15 protein-coding genes are annotated in these 18,509 nt (G+C 54.2%); 6 read left to right on the forward strand and 9 right to left on the reverse strand.

The features are described from left to right. The first annotated feature begins 78 nt into the window (after window positions 1-78). Complete coding sequence (locus tag AYK82_RS09075) at window positions 79-2,406, forward strand: putative bifunctional diguanylate cyclase/phosphodiesterase (protein WP_068314386.1); 2,328 nt, start codon at window positions 79-81, stop codon at window positions 2,404-2,406. Window positions 2,407-2,418: 12 nt separating this feature from the next. Here the strand turns inward: AYK82_RS09075 and AYK82_RS09080 are convergent, their stop codons facing one another. Both AYK82_RS09080 and ppdK read right to left on the reverse strand, forming a co-directional pair. Then, a complete protein-coding gene (locus AYK82_RS09080) occupies window positions 2,419-3,351 on the reverse strand; it encodes an NAD(P)-dependent oxidoreductase (protein WP_279626426.1) in 933 nt (310 codons plus the stop codon). A 94-nt stretch (window positions 3,352-3,445) separates the two neighbouring features. Beyond that, complete coding sequence (ppdK, locus tag AYK82_RS09085; RefSeq protein ID WP_068314388.1) at window positions 3,446-6,124, reverse strand: pyruvate, phosphate dikinase; 2,679 nt, start codon at window positions 6,122-6,124, stop codon at window positions 3,446-3,448. Window positions 6,125-6,737: 613 nt separating this feature from the next. Between ppdK and AYK82_RS09095 the strand changes: the two genes are divergently transcribed. After that, a complete protein-coding gene (locus AYK82_RS09095; protein WP_068314394.1) occupies window positions 6,738-8,495 on the forward strand; it encodes a tetratricopeptide repeat protein in 1,758 nt (585 codons plus the stop codon). 95 nt (window positions 8,496-8,590) lie between these two features. Further along, window positions 8,591-9,481 carry a 4-(cytidine 5'-diphospho)-2-C-methyl-D-erythritol kinase gene (locus AYK82_RS09100; protein WP_068314400.1) on the forward strand — a complete coding sequence of 297 codons (891 nt, stop codon included), beginning with the start codon at window positions 8,591-8,593 and terminating at the stop codon, window positions 9,479-9,481. Between the two features lie 69 nt (window positions 9,482-9,550). Here AYK82_RS09100 and AYK82_RS09105 read toward each other — a convergent pair whose 3' ends face one another. After that, complete coding sequence (locus AYK82_RS09105; protein WP_156453330.1) at window positions 9,551-10,549, reverse strand: polyprenyl synthetase family protein; 999 nt, start codon at window positions 10,547-10,549, stop codon at window positions 9,551-9,553. 174 nt (window positions 10,550-10,723) lie between these two features. Here AYK82_RS09105 and AYK82_RS09110 point away from each other — a divergent pair, with 174 nt between their 5' ends. Further along, window positions 10,724-10,957: a putative signal transducing protein gene (locus tag AYK82_RS09110; protein WP_068314404.1), complete on the forward strand. Its 234-nt coding sequence runs from the start codon at window positions 10,724-10,726 to the stop codon at window positions 10,955-10,957. 32 nt (window positions 10,958-10,989) lie between these two features. Beyond that, entirely contained in the window at window positions 10,990-11,784 is a 795-nt protein-coding gene (locus tag AYK82_RS09115) for a tRNA1(Val) (adenine(37)-N6)-methyltransferase (protein ID WP_068314406.1), read from the forward strand. Between the two features lie 147 nt (window positions 11,785-11,931). On the opposite strand, the gene AYK82_RS09120 is transcribed toward AYK82_RS09115, so the two are convergent. The 6 genes from AYK82_RS09120 to AYK82_RS09145 form a co-directional block, all read right to left on the reverse strand. Beyond that, the gene (locus AYK82_RS09120) at window positions 11,932-13,032 is read right to left on the reverse strand and encodes a branched-chain amino acid ABC transporter substrate-binding protein (protein WP_068314408.1); all 1,101 of its coding nucleotides are present in this window, start codon (window positions 13,030-13,032) and stop codon (window positions 11,932-11,934) included. 224 nt (window positions 13,033-13,256) lie between these two features. Beyond that, window positions 13,257-13,616 carry a DUF6867 family protein gene (locus AYK82_RS09125; RefSeq protein WP_068314409.1) on the reverse strand — a complete coding sequence of 120 codons (360 nt, stop codon included), beginning with the start codon at window positions 13,614-13,616 and terminating at the stop codon, window positions 13,257-13,259. A gap of 10 nt (window positions 13,617-13,626) precedes the next feature. After that, window positions 13,627-14,358 (reverse strand): ABC transporter ATP-binding protein, encoded by a 732-nt coding sequence (locus AYK82_RS09130; RefSeq protein WP_068314411.1) that lies wholly within the window; start codon window positions 14,356-14,358, stop codon window positions 13,627-13,629. Then, window positions 14,355-15,200, reverse strand: coding sequence for an ABC transporter ATP-binding protein (locus AYK82_RS09135; protein WP_068314417.1), 846 nt, complete (start codon window positions 15,198-15,200; stop codon window positions 14,355-14,357). Before AYK82_RS09135 ends, AYK82_RS09130 begins: the two co-directional genes overlap by 4 nt. Next, window positions 15,197-16,522: a high-affinity branched-chain amino acid ABC transporter permease LivM gene (gene livM, locus AYK82_RS09140; protein ID WP_068314419.1), complete on the reverse strand. Its 1,326-nt coding sequence runs from the start codon at window positions 16,520-16,522 to the stop codon at window positions 15,197-15,199. The genes AYK82_RS09135 and livM overlap by 4 nt, the downstream gene beginning before the upstream one ends. Further along, window positions 16,519-17,454: an ABC transporter permease subunit gene (locus AYK82_RS09145; protein WP_068314422.1), complete on the reverse strand. Its 936-nt coding sequence runs from the start codon at window positions 17,452-17,454 to the stop codon at window positions 16,519-16,521. The genes livM and AYK82_RS09145 overlap by 4 nt, the downstream gene beginning before the upstream one ends. Window positions 17,455-17,955: 501 nt before the next feature. Between AYK82_RS09145 and AYK82_RS09150 the strand changes: the two genes are divergently transcribed. Continuing rightward, entirely contained in the window at window positions 17,956-18,456 is a 501-nt protein-coding gene (locus tag AYK82_RS09150) for a flavin reductase (RefSeq protein WP_244265743.1), read from the forward strand. Window positions 18,457-18,509: the final 53 nt, after the last annotated feature.

Raw genomic sequence — 18,509 nt, forward strand, 5'->3', positions numbered from 1 at the left:
GGTTCGGCCCTGCGAATCCGGTTTTTTGCCGGTGAGCAAGATCATTCTGGCATCGAGCAACAACCAACAAGAGACCCAATGGCCCTCTACAGCGCTGACGGCGACAACGCGAACTTTCCGTTTCTTCAAGGAGAAACGCCCGAAACCCGAGCCAAAAGCCGGCGTCGCATGTCGCGTATTCTGGCCCTTGTTTTGTTGCTTGTTGTATTGAGCGCGCTGGCAGTCGCCACGCTTGCCCTATTCTGGTCTACCGAGCAGGCACTCAATCACGAGATCGCCAAGGAACGTCGGTTGGTCTCCTCCTATTTGGCGGTGTACCGCAACTCCCTCGCCAACGAAGTTGAGCGGATCGCGGTTTCTGATAAGGCCTATGATGCGATCATCGCAGATAAGACCCGCTTGTTTTTGGACCAAGATCTAACTCCGACCATGAACAATCGCGGTGACCGTGATGTCTTTATTATCCTCGATGGCGCCCGCAAGCCGATCTACACCTTCCGTCAAGATTTACCATGGCATGCAGATATCTTCTCGCAACAACTGGGTTACCAGCTTCAAGGTGTCTTCGATGATCTGGATCGCGCTGCCAAACGCCGCGATGAACAGCTATATGTCCCCGGCCCCCTCCGCTCCAAAGCTCCCGATGCCATAACCATCAAAGACATTTTAAAACTGGATGATGGCTTCGGACTTGCAACGGTTTCAGCGATTATTCCTTCGACAAGACGTGAAGATGCTGCCCCGGTCCTAGCAGGTTACTTGGTTTGGGTCCGGTTGCTCGACACCCGCGCCCTGAAAGACTTCTCAGATTCAACAGGTCTTCAGCAAATAGCAATTGGCGAGGCACCTGAAATTGGCGTCACACAAGTCGCAGGCCTTCCACTAACGGATCGCAATGGCAGAATTATCTCGCACGTGACATGGCGTACCAGCGCTTCCAGTGGGACAATCTTCACCCGCGCAGCACCATATCTGCTAGGTACATTCCTCGTAATCATTGCGGCAACCCTGTTACTCCTGAGACGATCAATAGGTCTAACAGACGAGCTTCTGGGCAACGAAGCACAAGCCACCCACGCAGCCCTGCATGATGCACTAACCGGGCTACCCAACCGTACCTATTTTTCTTGGTCTGCCTTAAAACTGCTGCGCCGAACGCGCATGAACGATCAACTCTCGGCCCTTGTGTACCTTGATCTTGATCACTTCAAGCAAATCAACGACAGCCTAGGTCACTCCGTCGGTGATGAAGTCATCAAAGAAGTCGCACGCCGTCTGCGCCGCACCTGTCAACGCGAGGACCTTGTTGCCCGCGTCTCTGGTGATGAATTTTTACTTCTTATTTTTGGCCGCAGCTCCAAGGACCAATTCGATGAGCTCCTTCAAGCTATTGAGCACGCCATTAGCGAAGAAATCGAAGTAGAAGGCCAGAAGATATTCACCACTGCATCTCTCGGTCTGACAATTTGCCCCGAGCATGGCAACGAACTGCAAGAGCTCATGCGCCGGGCCGATATTGCGCTCTACAGTGCCAAAAATAATGGCCGTGGCCGATACTCTGAGTTCCATTTGGAGATGGAAAACTCGGTTATCATGTCGAAACAGCTGGAAGAAGAGATCAAAAAGGCGCTAGGCCGTGGCGAGTTCGTCAATTACTATCAGCCAATCATGGATGGTGCTGGTGAAAACATTGTTGGTGCAGAAGCGCTTATCCGCTGGAACCATCCTCGCCGTGGATTGATCGCACCTGCTTCGTTCCTTCCGGTTGCCGAAGGCACCCAGTTGATTAACTTGATTGGTGAGTGGGTTCTGGACAACGCTATCCAAGACGCGCTGGACCTTCCAGGCGGTAAAATGTGCGTCAATATTTCTCCAAGCCAACTCGGATTGCCTGACTTCCCGCAATTGATAAAGTCGCTCTGCGAGAAGTATAAAGTTGATCCCGCAGTACTTGAGTTAGAAGTAACCGAAGAAATCTTGATGAACTACACCGAAAGTACCGGTAAAATTCTGAATGATCTTCAGGAAATGGGCGTGTCAATTGCTCTGGACGATTTTGGCACCGGCTTCTCAAATCTGAACTACCTGCGCAAGCACCGTTTTAACAAAATCAAGATCGATCGCACATTCCTGAGCGATATCGAAAACGACAAGGACGCCCGTGAAATCGTCCGCTCCCTTATCAATCTTGGCCAGTCAATTGGCATGGCAGTTTGTATTGAAGGAGTTGAAACGGCAGAACAATATCATGTTCTCAAGGATATGGGCGCCGAAATTCTCCAAGGCTTCCTGTTCTCAAAGCCTGTCCCGCTTGCTAAGTTTAAGCTATGGCATGAAGATTACTCAGCGCCGCACACGCTTTACCCGCAAGAGCATGAACCGCGCCGGGCCACAGTCGAGGCCTGAGCCTGTTTCGGCCTAGGCTTTTTCTGTTGCAACAAGCAATTTACTTTGGCTGATGGCGGCATAGTTATCAGCGCCGCGCCCCTCCCGGTGCACAAGATCGCTGAAGGCTTCTTCCGCTTTCTCCATCAAGGGCATGGTAAGGCCAAATTGCGAGGCAACATCAACCCCGGTTTGCAAATCGCTTAGCACGCTTTCTGCACTGGCGCCGCCGCTGAAGTTTTGCCGCATTACCCGTTCACACATAAGGGTCAGCAATCTGTTGTCGTTAAACCCAGAGCGCAACGCGCTGCGAAAGGCCTCCGCATCCCCACCACTTGCCTTCACCAGAGCCATAACCTCAGAAAAAACGCCAACAAATACCGCGGCAATAGCCTGATTGCCTAATCGACAGATCTGCCCGCTTCCGATTTCCCCTACTCGGGTCACATGCCCCATACTGCCAAAAATCGGCGCACAGTTAGCAATTGCAATTGCATCGCCCCCAGCGGCAAAACTAAGGCTCGCTTGCTTTGCTCCCAAAGCCCCACCAGTGCTTGGCGCATCGATCAACACATAGCCATGCCCACGGGCCCAAGCACCGAGCGTCACAACCTGTTGCGGTGTTGCATCCCCACAATGAATTATGTGCAAGCCATCAGGCAATCCGCCTTCATCGTGAAGTTTATGCAGCTTTCCTTGGAACTCGCAGAAATCCTCCAGCATATTCAGGAGTACATGCGCACCGCTAACACTCTCTCGCGCATCCAACGTATGCCGAAGATCGCAATGTGTTTTCTCACAGTCATCAGGACATATACTAGCTGCCAGCACCGTAACCTCATAGCCACTCTGTGCCAAATTGCACGCCATATCTCGTCCCTGCCCGTTAAGCCCCCAAAAGCTAATTCGATAGAAGTTTCCCAAATAACCTCCCAGATCCCCAAGACGCCTATATTTGCACAGCACACATTATCAAGCCAATGAAATTTTTGTGTTTTCTAAAACACAAAAAAAGGAGCGCAAAAGCGCTCCCTTCCATAATGCTTGGAAAAAACAATGCCTACAGGGTTCCGCTATCCGCCCCCGCCAACATCGCCTGTGCCGCAGCAAGCCGCGCCACAGGAACTCGGAATGGCGAGCAGGACACATAGTCAAGTCCTGTTTTTTCGCAGAAGGCGATAGAGGCTGGATCTCCCCCATGTTCTCCGCAAATACCAAGCTTCAGAGCAGGTCGCACAGACCGCCCCTTCTCTGCTGCCATTTGCACCAACGCCCCAACACCATCGCTATCAAGAGAGACGAATGGATCTTTCTCAAGCAACCCTTTTTCCTGATAGGTGCCAAGGAATGATCCCGCATCATCTCTGGATATACCAAAGGTAGTCTGCGTTAAATCATTGGTACCAAAGGAGAAGAACTCAGCAGATTGGGCAATATCATCAGAAAGTAAAGCCGCTCTTGGCAACTCGATCATTGTCCCGATCGTAAACTCGAGTTTCTCACCGGTTTCCGCCTCTACAGCTTCTGCCATAGCCTCAATTCGCGCTTTTACAGTGTCCAACTCGGCCTTGAGCCCGACCAGTGGCACCATAATTTCCGGATGTACAGCTTTCCCCTTGGCGCGACTAACTTCAACTGCCGCCTCGAAGATCGCCCTTGCCTGCATTTCGGCCACTTCCGGATAGGAAATCAGCAACCGGCACCCACGGTTCCCAAGCATCGGGTTAAACTCGTGTAACTCTTCGGCCCGCTCGCGCAAGTCTTCAGGGTCAACACCCATGCCTGTTGCTACCTCTGCGATTTCGGCATCGGTCTTTGGCAAGAACTCGTGTAACGGCGGGTCGAGCAAGCGAATAGTTACGGGCAGGTCTTCCATCAGATCGAATATCTCGACAAAGTCACCCCGCTGCATAGGCAGAAGCTTATCCAAAGCCACCCGCCGCTCTTGCAATGTATCGGCAAGGATCATCTCCCGCACAGAAGTGATGCGATCCCCATCGAAGAACATGTGCTCTGTCCGGCAAAGGCCTATACCTTCCGCGCCAAACGACAGCGCGGTTTTTACATCTGCAGGCGTTTCCGCGTTGGCCCGCACCCGCAGGCGCCGCACACCATCGGCCCACTGCATCAGCCGTTGGAAATCGCCGGAAAGCTCTGGTTGCTGCATCTGTACGCGCCCCGCATAGACCTTGCCCGATCCACCATCGATGGTGATCAGATCGCCCTTTTTGAAGCTACGCCCGTCAGCGACCATTGTTTCCCCGCGCATATCAACGCGCACTGTTCCCGCGCCGGCCACACATGGCTTACCCATGCCGCGCGCCACAACAGCCGCGTGGCTGGTCATACCACCGCGTGAGGTCAAAATCCCCTCCGACGCATGCATGCCGTGGATGTCTTCAGGGCTGGTCTCCACCCGCACCAGAATAATGTTGCGGCCATCCGCTTTTGCAGCCTCTGCCTCATCGGAGTTGAAGACAATCTCGCCGCAAGCCGCACCGGGAGAGGCCGGCAACCCAACGGCCAGTTCATCAAGCTCCGCGTCAGGGGCGATCGTTGGATGCAGCAACTGGTCCAGCGAAGCTGGGTCAATCCGCTTCACCGCTTCCTCTTTGCTAATAAGCCCCTGCTCCGCCAAATCCACAGCAATCTTCAGCGCCGCCTTGAGGGTCCGTTTGCCATTGCGCGTTTGCAACATCCACAGCTTGCCGCGCTCAACGGTAAACTCCATATCCTGCATGTCGCGGTAATGGGATTCTAGCTTAATGCATGCATCTTTGAACTCGCCAAACACTTCCGGCATCAATGCTTCCAGCGATGGCTTGTCCGATCCGGCCTGTATCCGCGCTGCCTCGGTAAGATCCTGCGGCGTTCGAATACCGGCCACGACGTCCTCCCCTTGCGCATTCACAAGGAATTCGCCATAGAGCGCATTCTCACCAGTGGAGGGATTGCGAGAGAAAGCGACACCGGTCGCAGAGCCCTCGCCCATATTACCAAACACCATCGCTTGAACGTTAACAGCGGTCCCCCAGTCCTCTGGCAACTCGTGCAGGCGGCGATAGGTTTTCGCCCGCGGCAACATCCAAGAGCCAAACACGGCACCAACGGCGCCCCAAAGCTGCTCCATCGGATCCTCTGGGAAAGGTTCGCCGGTTTCTTCCGCCGTTTTGGCTTTGAACGAGACGATAACCGCCTTCCAGTCCTCGGCGCTTAGATCCGTGTCCAGATCTAGGTCATTCTCGTCTTTATAGTCTTCAATAATCTCTTCAAAAAAATCGCCATCAACACCCAGTACCACATCAGAATACATCTGAATGAAGCGCCGGTAACTATCGTAGGCAAAGCGTTCGTCATTGCTCTCCCGTGCTAGCGCAGCCACTGCCTCATCATTCAAGCCAAGATTAAGCACCGTATCCATCATACCCGGCATAGAAACACGGGCACCAGAGCGCACGGAAAGCAAGAGCGGATGCGCCGCATCACCAAAGGTGCGGCCAGTAAGCTTGCCGATAGCCTCCAGCGCGGCAAGAATCTGCCCTTTAAGCTCTTCTGGATATTGCTGATTATCTTCGTAAAAACGGGTGCAAACTTCTGTTGTAATTGTAAATCCTGGAGGAACAGGTAATCCGAGCCGTGCCATTTCGGCCAGATTGGCCCCCTTGCCACCAAGCAAATTCCGCATTGTTGCATCACCGTCGGTAACGCCTTCACCAAAGATGTAGACCCACTTGGTCATGACACCCCCCAATCGCTGGAAACCTGAGCAGCATCTCGCCGCTCCTCGATAAAAATGTATAACACATATCACTGATATATCTGTACTATATCAAGCTCACACCGCTTGTATCTTCGGAACAATGCGTACACGCTGCGCCAAGATTTTAACCAATATATCTTCACTTTCAGCGAATTGGCGCAAGTGCATGCAAACAAATACAGTTTTGCCTTCATCTGTACACACTTCTACGACAACAGGCGTCATCTCACCACCTGCGACATTTTGGCACGCAATTTCATTGGGGCCCTTCCTGCCATCTACGCAACATCCCCCCTAGAATCTCCTAGGAGATAAAGTGACCCTTCAAAATCAAAAAAACGCCACTCTTTTCAACTAGGACAAACTTTAAAGGGACTCAACGCAGCTGCATTCGCCCACTCTCGGTGCAGCTAAGCCAGCTTTTGGAAAGGCTCTGGCAACCATTAACACCTATCCTTGCAGGGGGTGTTCCATATGGCTTGAAAAAAGACTGCGAAGTCTTAATCTTCATAGCTCTGCGTTCCTATTCTGGTCTAAAGCGGCAGAACATTGGCCAACCTGCCAAGCTTGCCGAAAAACAAATGAGAAGCTAATGCAAAAACCGTCTGCTCGACTGCTCGCCCGCCTAGCCCAGCCGCTTTCCCGCGCCGCTGTGGCAACGGTGCTCTTGGCATCCACAGCCGTGCAACCGGTCCATGCCGCCGCACCAACCGAATCTACCGCCACCTCACTGGCGGGCAATTATCTTTCGGCCCGTACGGCGCTGTATGATCAGGATTACAACAGCGCGGCCCTCTTTTTTGAAAATGCCCTGCGCTATGATCCGCAGAATTTTTATCTGCAAGACCGAGCGTTCACGATGGCACTTGCCAGCGGTCATACAGACCAAGCCATCGCGCTATCCAAAGACCTTTTGCAAGGCGACCCAGAGCACTTTTTGGGCTCATTGCTCACCACCAGTGAGAATCTGCGCGCAAAAAATTATGCCAGTGTCCTTGAAGGGGAAGGGACCACCAGCTCCAACCCTCTCGCTCGTCTCACATTTACCCTTGCCGAAGCGTGGGCAAACGCTGGGAAAGGTGACAAAACGACCGCCATCAAACTCCTAGAGGATTTGAATGGCCCCAGCTGGTATAAACTGTTCACTCTCTACAATGCCGGACTGATCGAAGAGCTTTCGGGCCATCCGGCCGCCGCAGCCAAAGAGTTTTCTAAGGCCTATAAAGCAGATCCGGGCTCACTACGTGCCTTGCTCGCGCTCTCGCGCAATCTGACAGCCTCAGGCCAACAAAAGCAGGCACTGGAGAAATTGGCAGCCTACGAAGAAGTCGTTCCCGCTCACCCTCTTGCTGTTCAGATGCGGGATCAAATCACCGCAGGCGCGGTACTAGAGCCTACGATTACCAGCCCGGCAGAAGGCATGGCTGATGCCCTCTTCTCGCTTGGCAGCGCTATAAACCGTGACGGGGAGGAGCTCTCCGCCGCCTACCTACACCTGTCCAGCTATCTCAATCCAAAGCTTGATGAAACCATCATCGCGCTAGCTGATCTTTATGAACAGCTTGGTGACTACGCCCGGTCCATCGAGTTTTTGCAGCAGGTAAGCATGGCGTCGCCACTCAAGCACGAAACCGAGATTCTTATAGCAACGCACTACAATGCGCTGGACAAGCTGGAGCAAGCTAAAGATCATTTATCGACACTAATAAAGGCAAATCCAAAGGACGTGGATGCGCACACCACTTTGGGCAACATCTTGCGCTCCCGCGCCAAATTCAATGAGGCCGAGGCCGCCTACACCCGCGCGCTTGATATCAAGGCGGAAGAGGGCAAAGATGATTGGGTACTGCACTATTTCCGTGGCATTTCCCGGGAGCAGCAAAAAAACTGGCCAAAGGCGGAAGAAGATCTGCGCGCCGCACTCAAATTGAACCCGAAGCAACCAATGGTATTAAACTACCTCGGCTACTCTTTGGTTGACCGTGGCATGAGCTTCGACGAAGCGCTGGATATGATCAAAACCGCCGTATCCCTGCGCCCAACAGATGGGTACATCGTTGATAGCCTTGGCTGGGTCTATTACCGTCTTGGCCGCTTTGACGAGGCGGTCAAAGAGTTGGAACGCGCCGTTTCTCTGCGCCCGCATGATCCGCTGATTAATGAGCATCTTGGCGACGCATATTGGCAGGTCGGTCGCAAACTGGATGCCCGCTTTAAATGGAACCATGCACGCGATCTGGATCCAGAACCACAAGACCTCACCCGGATACTTGGAAAAATTGAACGCGGCCTCCAGCCTGAAAGCTCTCAAGTAAAACAAGCCAAACAGGAAATGCCCGAGGACAGTTAACAACATTGGGGAGCGCTCCGCTCCCCTTCATTTAACGCAGAGCAATTGATTACGCCCCGCCCCCAAATCCACGGGGCCATACCCAAGCCGCTTCCATGCCCCTAGACACCCCCACGGACCAAAACATCCGCATCACTCAAATAGCGCAAGCGAAAGTCAATCTAGCCCTACACATCACGGGTCTGCGCGCCGACGGCTATCACTTGCTCGATAGCCTTGTGGTCTTCCCTGCGTTTGGAGACCGCATCACCTGTACCATAGAAGATGAATTTGCGCTCTCTATTTCGGGGGAATTTGCCGCACCACTGCAGGGCGACATCGCAGAAAACCTTGTCCTCACCGCAGCAAAACGTCTGCGCCAAGCTTTGGGCACAACAAAAGCGGCCCATATAAACTTGCAGAAGAATCTCCCCGTCGCCGCGGGAATTGGAGGTGGTTCAGCCGATGCCGCGGCAGCGCTCGTTGCGTTACAGCAGCTTTGGGGCCAGACCTTGCCTGCACAGCAATTACATCATCTTGCTACCAGCCTTGGCGCTGATGTTCCCATGTGCCTTGCCGGCGCGCCGGTTCGCACGCAAGGCATCGGTGACGAACTCAGCCCGGTACCATTTATGCCCAAGGGGATGGCCATCGTTCTTGCCAACCCACGCCGACCTGTCTCAACGCCAGCCATATTTACACGCCTGAAAAAACGCGAAAACCCGCCCCTGCCGTCTATGCCAGACACCTTCAAGGATGCGCAGGAACTGGCCACTTGGTTACACACCACGCGCAACGACCTGCAAGAAACCGCCGTGGCGCTTGAGCCGAGCATCGGCCAAGCGCTGCAGGCCCTCGCGGATCAGCCGCAAACTTTGTTTGCGCGTATGTCAGGTTCCGGTGCCACCTGCTTTGCCCTTTGTGAAAATATCAAAGCCGCTGAAGCACTTGCCCAGAATTTGCAAAGGATGCTGCCAAGCCACTGGATCTGCGCCAGCGCGCTCTAACGGCTGACGCGAAAAAGCCGCCTCTCCTTTAGAAGCCGCTTCTTCATTCATCTATAGAACATTCAGGTCTTACACCACGCGGGCAATACAGAAATCCACGGCCTCAGCCAACGCATCTTTCACCACACCTTCTGGAAGCGGCGCCAATGCTGCTTTTGCAGACGCACCAAATTCCTTAGCCCGCGCGATTGTATCTGCCAGAGCGCCGGTTTTCTTCAGCAACGCGATTGCGTGCTCTAGATCGCCCTCGCGCACATCATGCTCCTCAAGGCAGCGTTTCCAAAACGCGCGATCCTCATCATCACCCCGCGCCAACGCATAAACCACCGGCAGAGTGATTTTCCCCTCGCGCAAATCATCGCCAATGTCTTTGCCAAGGTCTTTCGCCGAGCCACCATAATCCAGCGCATCATCCACCAGCTGGAACGCCAAGCCCAGATCCATTCCGTACTTGCGACAGGCGGCGCGGATCCCGTCACTCTCCTCTGCAATCTCTGGGCTGACTTCACACGCCGCAGCAAACAGCGCAGCGGTCTTCGCCTCGATCACGCGCATATACATTTCTTCAGTGGTGCCAACATCTTGCGCGGCATCCAACTGCAACACTTCCCCCTCAGCGATCACCGCCGATGCATCCGCCAGAATGCGCAGGGCCTCCAACGAACCAACTTCAACCATCATCTTGAAGGATTGCCCAAGCAGATAATCACCAACCAGCACGCTCGCTTGATTGCCCCAAAGCTTGCGCGCTGCCGCCTTGCCACGGCGCATATCGCTTTCATCCACCACATCATCATGCAGCAGCGTTGCTGTGTGCATAAACTCGACACAGGCGGCCAATTTCACATGGCCTTCCCCCTCATAACCAAACATCTGTGCAAATGCCAAGGTCAACATTGGCCGCAGGCGCTTGCCACCAGAATCGATCAGATACTGCGCTATCTCCGGTATGAGTTCTACGTGGGACCCAGCCATGGACAAAATGCGGTTGTTAACCCGCTCCATATCGCCGGAAACCAATTCCATCAATGCCTTAATGCTGGCTTGCTTTGGCTGGCCCTGTTCCATTGTTGTCACGCCCACGGCCCCTCTCCTGTGAATTTTTCGAGACAATAGGAGGGCTAGTCCGTTCGGGCAAGCACCGATAATCACAATCCTGTCAAATCTTTGCCAAAACCCTCGCATTTGCGGCATTTCGCAGCCAAACTACTAAGAACAACACCAAAGAATAAGGCGGCAATCATGCAAGAGTTGCTTCGCACCAATGATCCGGTCATTCTGTCGGCGGCCCGCTGGCATTTGGAGGACGCGGGTATCACCGTCCTGCACGCCGATAGCAACACCAGCATTCTAGAAGGCTCCCTCGGTTTTTTGCAGCAGCGCCTGCTTGTCCCAGACTGTGAACTTGAAAAAGCCCGGCAGATTTTGCTAGAGCAAGGATTAGGGGACGAGCTCCCCACTCAAACAAAAAAGTAAAAGCGCAGTGTCAGGTAAAAAGGCCATCGCACATGTCAAACGTACACGATGAAGGCCAAGCCGACGCACATGCCACAACGCGTGACAACTTCCTTGGCGGCCGTGTACTGATAGAACAGCCTGCCAAAGGCACGCACCGCGCAGGCATCGATGCCGTATTGCTCGCCGCTGCACTGCCAAACGGTACCAAGGGCCACTTGTTAGATCTGGGCGCTGGCGTGGGCACGGCAGGCTTTTGTGCCGCTTGGCGATTGCCAGAGTTGCAACTCACCAGCGTGGAGCTTGATAACACCGCAGCCAACCTCGCTCGGAAAGCGCTGACATTTCCCCAAAATGCCTCATTTGCCGATCGGGTTTCGGTGTTAGAAGCCGACATCACCGCCAAGGGAGACATCCGACATGCAAGCGGCCTTGCTCCCAACCAAGCGGATCATGTCATCATCAACCCGCCCTATTACGCGCCGCAACGGTTTCGTATCACACCAAAGCAAACAAGAGCCGACGCCCATGCACTTGATGACCGCGGACTGGAGCCATGGATCAAAACCGCCAAGGACATCTTGCGCGACAAAGGCTCGCTCACCATCATCTTTCGTGCCGACGGCCTAGCCGATATCCTGCCGCTAATGCAGGGTCGTTTTGGGGGCATAACCATACGGCCAATACACCCAACAGCAGACAAACCCGCCAATCTTATTCTGATCAGCGCCATTGCCGCCAGCAAAGCCCCGCTTGGCATCCTGCCGCCGCTCGTTCTACGAAACTGCGATAACACGGCCTATACCGAGCAGGTGGAAGGCATCTTGCGCCACGGAAGAGGGCTTTAGCCTCACTAAAAAAACAATAGCAGCGACGCCGGACAAACACTTGTGCTGACGAAAAGTAGCGCAGCAATCAACAGTCGATAGTAGAGCGGCGCCACAGTCCATCGCAGCGCCACTCCGTTTTAGCACATAACATGCTGCATATGTCGCCTAGCGGTAATCGTAGGCACCGTCTTTCCATTCGTACCAGACATAGCCTGGCAGCGAAACATCACCCTTATCATCGAAGGACAGCTCACCCAGAACCGTGTTGAACTTGCCCTTGTCAAGCTCGGCAACCACGGCATCAAAATCGGATGAGCCCGCCGCTTTCACCGCATCTGCCCATGCCTGAATGGCCGCGTACGTGTAAAGCGCATAGCCTTCAGCTGTTTTGCCTGCCGCTTCCAGTGCATCCACCACCGGCTTCGCACCCGGGTTCTTTCGTGGATCTGGCGAGAAGGTCATCAAGGTGCCAGCACCAGCAGGCCCCGTAATAGACCAATACTCATCAGTCACCAGCGCATCACCGGAAAGCAGCATGGTATCCATACCCTGATCCACCATCTGGCGTTTCATCAAGCCTGCTTCAGTGTGATATCCGCCCACATACAGCACATCGATTTTTGCTTGCTTCAGCTTGGAAACCAACGCGGTGTAGTCTTTTTCACCCGCAGTATAGGCTTCGTACATCGCCTCTTCTTTGCCAAGCGAGTTCATCACCGCCTTGGTGGCATCGGCAAGCCCTTTACCATAGGCAGTCTTATCGTGAATAATCGCGATGTTTTTACCGCCAAATTCTTCTGCCAGCGTGGTACCGGCAACTTTACCCTGCTGGTCATCACGGCCACACACGCGGTAGGTCCCCGGTCCCGGGCGCTCATCGGTATATTTCGGGTTGGTCGAGGCAGGTGTAATCTGCACGATACCCTCTTCCGCATAGACCTGCGAGGCAGGAATGGACGAGCCAGAGCAGAAGTGACCAGCCATAAAGGCAACATTCTTACCTACCATCTGGTTGGCCACAGCCACAGCCTGCTTAGGGTCGCAAGCATCATCGCCAACTTCCAGAATAAGCTTCTCGCCGTTGATCCCGCCAGCAGCATTGATATCAGCAACCGCTTGTTCGGCCCCCGCTTTCATCTGCTGACCAAAGGAAGCGTACTGGCCTGTCATTGGCCCGGCAGTTGCAATCACAATATCCGCATAGGCAGCACCGGCAAAAGCCATGCCAGCAACGGCGGCCACACCGGCCAAAAGATACGTCTTCATTGCTATCCCCTCTATTGTTTTGGGCCCCGCCAGCTTAGGCGGTGCTAATTTGGCCAACAGGCCAGAGCCTTGGCAGCACGCGCTGCACAGGCCGTAATCAGCATGGGCACGGGGCTCTCCTGTCCCGCATTGGCTGCTTGTATTTTGTCGTCAGAGCAAGCCACCATGCAACTCTTGAAAACCTCTAGGCCGAAAGATGGGGCACCCATCTTAAGGGCCATTTATCAGTAGCTGTCGTCTTGCCCCGGCTTTAGTCGCCATGAAAACGGGCCAGCCGGTTGATACAGCCAGCTGTACTGGATCACCATCTGCCGCGCCCGCGCCATGCGAAACCCGCCATAGCCAATTGCCGCCAGCACCCCATAATCGACAAGCAAGTAGTAGAGCGATGTCAGCGGCTCGCCAAACAGCGCAAAACACAAAAACCGCACCGCCAGCGTGAGCAAAAACACGAACCAGAACAACACCGGCAACGGCCGCCATGTGACTGCCACGGCCCGCCCTGTAGCGATCGCAGCCAAGCCGCCAAACACCAGCACCATGAAAAAGAACACCAGCGCGGAACTTGGATAAAGAATTCCCATAATCACTCTCCTAGTGCCGTCCGCCTTCAAGGTAGGCCGCTTTCACTTCCTCCCGAGACAGCAGTTCCTTGCCAGTGCCAGACATGGTGACAACCCCGTTGACCATCACATAGCCCCGATGTGCCAGCTTGAGCGCGTGATACGCATTCTGCTCCACCAAAAACACAGTAAGCCCCTCGCGCTTGTTCAGTTCGCCAATGGCCTCAAAGATCTGCTTTACGATAATCGGCGCAAGGCCCAAGGACGGTTCGTCCAACAACAACAGCTTGGGCCGGCTCATCAACGCTCGCGCGATGGCCAGCATCTGCTGCTCACCGCCAGATAGTGTGCCCCCGCGTTGATGCTGGCGCTCCTTCAATCGCGGAAACAGCGCAAACACCTTTGCCAGATCTTCATCCAGATACTCCGGCTTGGAAACCATCGCCCCCATAAGCAGATTTTCCAACACACTCATGCGCGGAAAAATCCGCCGCCCCTCTGGCGACTGCGCAATGCCCGAGCGCATCGTCTGGTAAGTCTGCGCCCTTGTTATATCTGCTCCCTCATAATGGATCGTGCCGGCTTGTGCCTGCGGTGAGCCGCAGATTGACATCATCAACGTGGATTTGCCCGCTCCGTTGGCCCCGATCAAGGTAACGATCTCGCCGGCATAGACATCCATATTAACCCCGTGCAGTGCCTGAATTTTACCATAGTAAGTCTCTAGATCGCGCACGCGCAGAAGTGGTTGCTCTGTACTCATAGGCCCACTTCCTCCTCAACATCATCCACTTCATCATCATCCACGCCCAGATAAGCCGCAATCACATGCGGATCATTCTTGACGAAATCCGGCGTGCCATCAGAAATCTTCACCCCGTAATCCAGCACCACCACATGATCGGAGATCTCCATCACCACCGACATGTCATGCTCAATCAAGAGGATAGATGTGTCATGTTCGCGGCGAATAGTAGAAAGCAATGTATTCAGCTCTAGGCTTTCCTTGGGGTTCAGCCCCGCTGCCGGTTCGTCCAGGCACAAAAGCTCTGGCCCTGTGCACATGGCCCGCGCAATCTCCAGCCGCCGCTGATCCCCATAGGATAGATCAGCCGCCGCCTTGTCCGCCCGGTCAATCAGCCCGGTAAGCTCCAGCCAGTATTTGGCCCGCTCCACCGCCTCAGCTTCCTTGCGCTTGAACCCGCCAAGGCCAAGCACCCCGCCAATGGTCCAGTTCGAGGCCACCATCAACGGATTATGCTGCGCCACCATCAGGTTTTCCAAAATGGTCATCCCGCCAAACAGCCGGATATTCTGGAATGTACGCGCCACCTTCGCGTTTGCCGAGATTTTGAAATCGGGCAACCGCTCCAGTAGGTGCTTTTCACCGCCACTGCGATGCATCACCAACCGCCCCTCGGTTGGTTTGTAAAACCCGGTGATGCAGTTGAACACCGTTGTCTTTCCGGCGCCATTGGGGCCAATGAGCGCTGTAATGTCCCCCCGCCCCACGTTAAACGAAAGGTCACCAACGGCAGTCAATCCGCCAAAGCGCATGGTCAGGTGCTCCACTTTAAGCACCGGATTGTTATCCCAGTGGCTCATCCGTGTCCCTCCTGCACCATATCCGCAGAGATGCCCTGCGCCCGCCCTGAGAGCGCAATTGATGGCGCACGGCTAGAGATCAGCCCGCGTGGCTTCCACACCATTATCACCACCATCAACAAACCAAACACCAGCATGCGGTACTCTTCCAATTCGCGGAACAGCTCAAACCCGCCGATCATCACCACCGCGGCAATAACAACGCCGATCTGCGAGCCCAGTCCGCCCAGCACAACAATTGCCAAAATCACCGCAGATTCCATGAAGGTGAAACTCTCTGGCGAGATAAACCCTTGCCGCGTTGCAAAAAACGACCCGGCAAAACCGCCAAACATCGCCCCCAACGCAAAGGCTGTCAGCTTGGTGTTGGTGGTGTTGATGCCAAGCGAGCGGCAGGCAATCTCGTCTTCGCGCAGTGCCTCCCACGCCCGCCCGATCGGCAGGCGCCGCAGCCGCATGGTGACAAAATTGGTAGTCAGCGCCAAAATCAGGATCAGGTAGTAAAGGAAGATGATCCGGTGAATGGATGAGTAATCCAGCCCGAAGAACGCGGCAAACCCGTCTTCCCCGCGCGTGAACTCTAGCCCGAAAAAGCTTGGCCGCGGAATTCCCGAAATCCCGTCTGGACCACCGGTAAACTCATACCAGTTGAGCAAGACAACGCGGATAATCTCGCCAAAGGCCAAGGTCACAATTGCCAGATAATCCCCACGCAACCGCAGCACGGGAAATCCGAGAATAATCCCCCAAAACGCCGCCAGTATCCCGGCCAAAGGCAGACAGATCCAGAAGGAAAAGCCGAAATAGTGCGCGAGCAAGGCATAAGAATAGGCACCCACAGCGTAAAACGCCACATAGCCAAGATCCAAAAGCCCGGCAAGCCCCACAACAATGTTCAACCCCCAACCCAGCATCACATAGGTGGTCACGAGAATGGCAAGGTCAATATACTGCCGCGATCCCCGTGCCCCAAGCCAGAACATCAGCGCAAATGGCAACAACACCGCAACAACCAAAAACACCGGCTTCAAATTGCGCTCCAGCGCCTCGCCCTTAACCTTCGGTTTTGGCAAAGACACCCCGTCCAGCACCTTAAGTTTACGCCAAACAAGCAGGTTCATGGCCAACCGGCCAAAGAACACCGCGCCCACCGCATAGGCCAGATAATCCCAGCGGAACCGCAAAATGAGCTCGGCCCCAAGGCCGGAAGTCACATCCACTTGCATGCCCAGCATCATTACGCCCATCAACAGGGCAATCAGCGCGCCGCCACCGCTATCGACAAGCAGCTCGCGCATATAATCAGGCTTTTGCGCACTCATACTTTTTCTACCTCCGGCTTACCGAGCAAGCCCTCGGGCATAAAGATCAGCACAATGGCAAGAATGGAAAACGCGGCCACATCTTTGTATTCTACCGAGAAATAACCGGACCAAAACGTCTCGATCAGGCCGATGAGCAGCCCGCCAAGCATAGCCCCGGGCAACGAACCGATGCCGCCCAAAACAGCCGCGGTAAACGCCTTCACTCCGGCAAGGAAGCCGATGTAAAAATCGATAACGCCGTAATAAAGCAGGAACATAACCCCGGCCACTGCCGCCAGCGCCGCCCCCATCACAAAGGTCAGGGAGATCGTTCGGTCCACATTCACGCCCAGCAACGCCGCCATTTTACGGTCTTGTTCGCAAGCACGCTGCGCCCGCCCAAGGCTGGTGCGGTTGATCAGCAGCGTAAAGCCGGCCATTAGCAAGAGTGTCACGACAATAATAGTTATCTGCACATAAGAAAGCTGCACGATAAGCGCCGACCCATCCGGCCCGCCATCAGTCAGCTTGAAATTCCCCGAAATCAGCGGCTGCAGCGGCTTGTTGCGCGCGCCCTGCGAGATCTGCACGAAATTCTGTAGCGCAATCGATGCTCCGATCGCCGTAATCAGCGGCGCAAGACGAAACGACCCGCGCAATGGCCGGTATGCCACCCGCTCCACCGCCCAGCCCCACACAGCTGTAAACGCCATGGCAAGCACCAGCACCAACACCAGCGCCATAACAAGCATCGCCACCGGCATGGCCGCAGTAACACCAAGCAACACAATCAGGATCAGCGCCGTGAACGAGCCAATCATGAATATGTCACCATGGGCAAAGTTAATCATGCCGATGATACCGTAGACCATCGTATAACCAATGGCGATCAGGCCATAAATAGACCCAAGCGTCACCCCATTGATTAATTGTTGGAGAAAATATTCCATTTTTCTAATTATTCTCCTCGCCGCCATACGCACATTACATACGAAAAGCCGTTCCCCTATTTGAAAAAGCATGTGCTTGTTTTCTTAAATCTCTTGCACACCTTTTCCGACCTCTAGGAAAACCCCATTGCTTTCATTAATCAAGCGCCACGCCGTATTTTTACGCAAGCCGCAATTGGATTCGTTTTTCATCACAAAGGCAAAAACAGGAGATAACTGCGTTTTTCTGCGTATATTTGAGCATTTTCCTATCGCGGCCTCTCCCCAATACTAGACTTATTTCCTAGCCAGCCCCATGGCAAAAATTAGCACTCAAACAGCCTTTGATTCCCCCGTTTCCCTTAGAAGATGCTGACAATTGAATAGAACAACCAATGCGCTAGCAGCCGGATTTCTTATCCTGCAGTGACAAAATGCTTGCTTGACCGCCAAAGCACACTAAAAAGGCAAGAAAGAACAAAGGGCCTGCACGCCCTCAAGGAATTAGCGAAGGCAACACACGTGAACGACACCAGTACTCTAGTTTCTCCTCAGGATTATCGCGAGGCAATGAGCCGTTTTTCCGGTACGGTCAGCGTGCTCATCACCGATGGCCCAGCAGGAAATGCCGGGGCCACAGTTTCCGCTGTCTGTTCTGTCTCCGACAATCCCGCGTCACTGCTTGTCTGCCTGAACAGGCAAACCCGCATCAACAGCATCGTGAAGGAAAACGCACGCTTCACCATCAACACCCTCGCTGGCGGGCAGGAAGACATCTCCAATGCCTTTGCTGGCTTTGGCGAGCTAAGCAATGACGAACGTTTTGCCAGCGCCCAGTGGCAAACACTGCCAAGTGGAGGCTTGGCTATCAAGGGCGCGCGCGTCACCTTTGACTGCGAGCTTACCGAGATCAACGAAGTTGGCACTCACTCTGTGGTCTTTGCCAAGGTTGTTGCCGTTCGCCTTGGAGATGCCGATCAAAAGGCACTGGTCTATCTCGACCGCGCTTATCGTCAGGTGTAAACTTCCGTAACGTAGCTTCGTTTGCCTTGCTTGACAAAAAGGCAGGCACCTCA

This window comes from Polycladidibacter hongkongensis, assembly GCF_001561995.1.
GTDB classification, from domain to species: domain Bacteria; phylum Pseudomonadota; class Alphaproteobacteria; order Rhizobiales; family Stappiaceae; genus Pseudovibrio; species Pseudovibrio hongkongensis.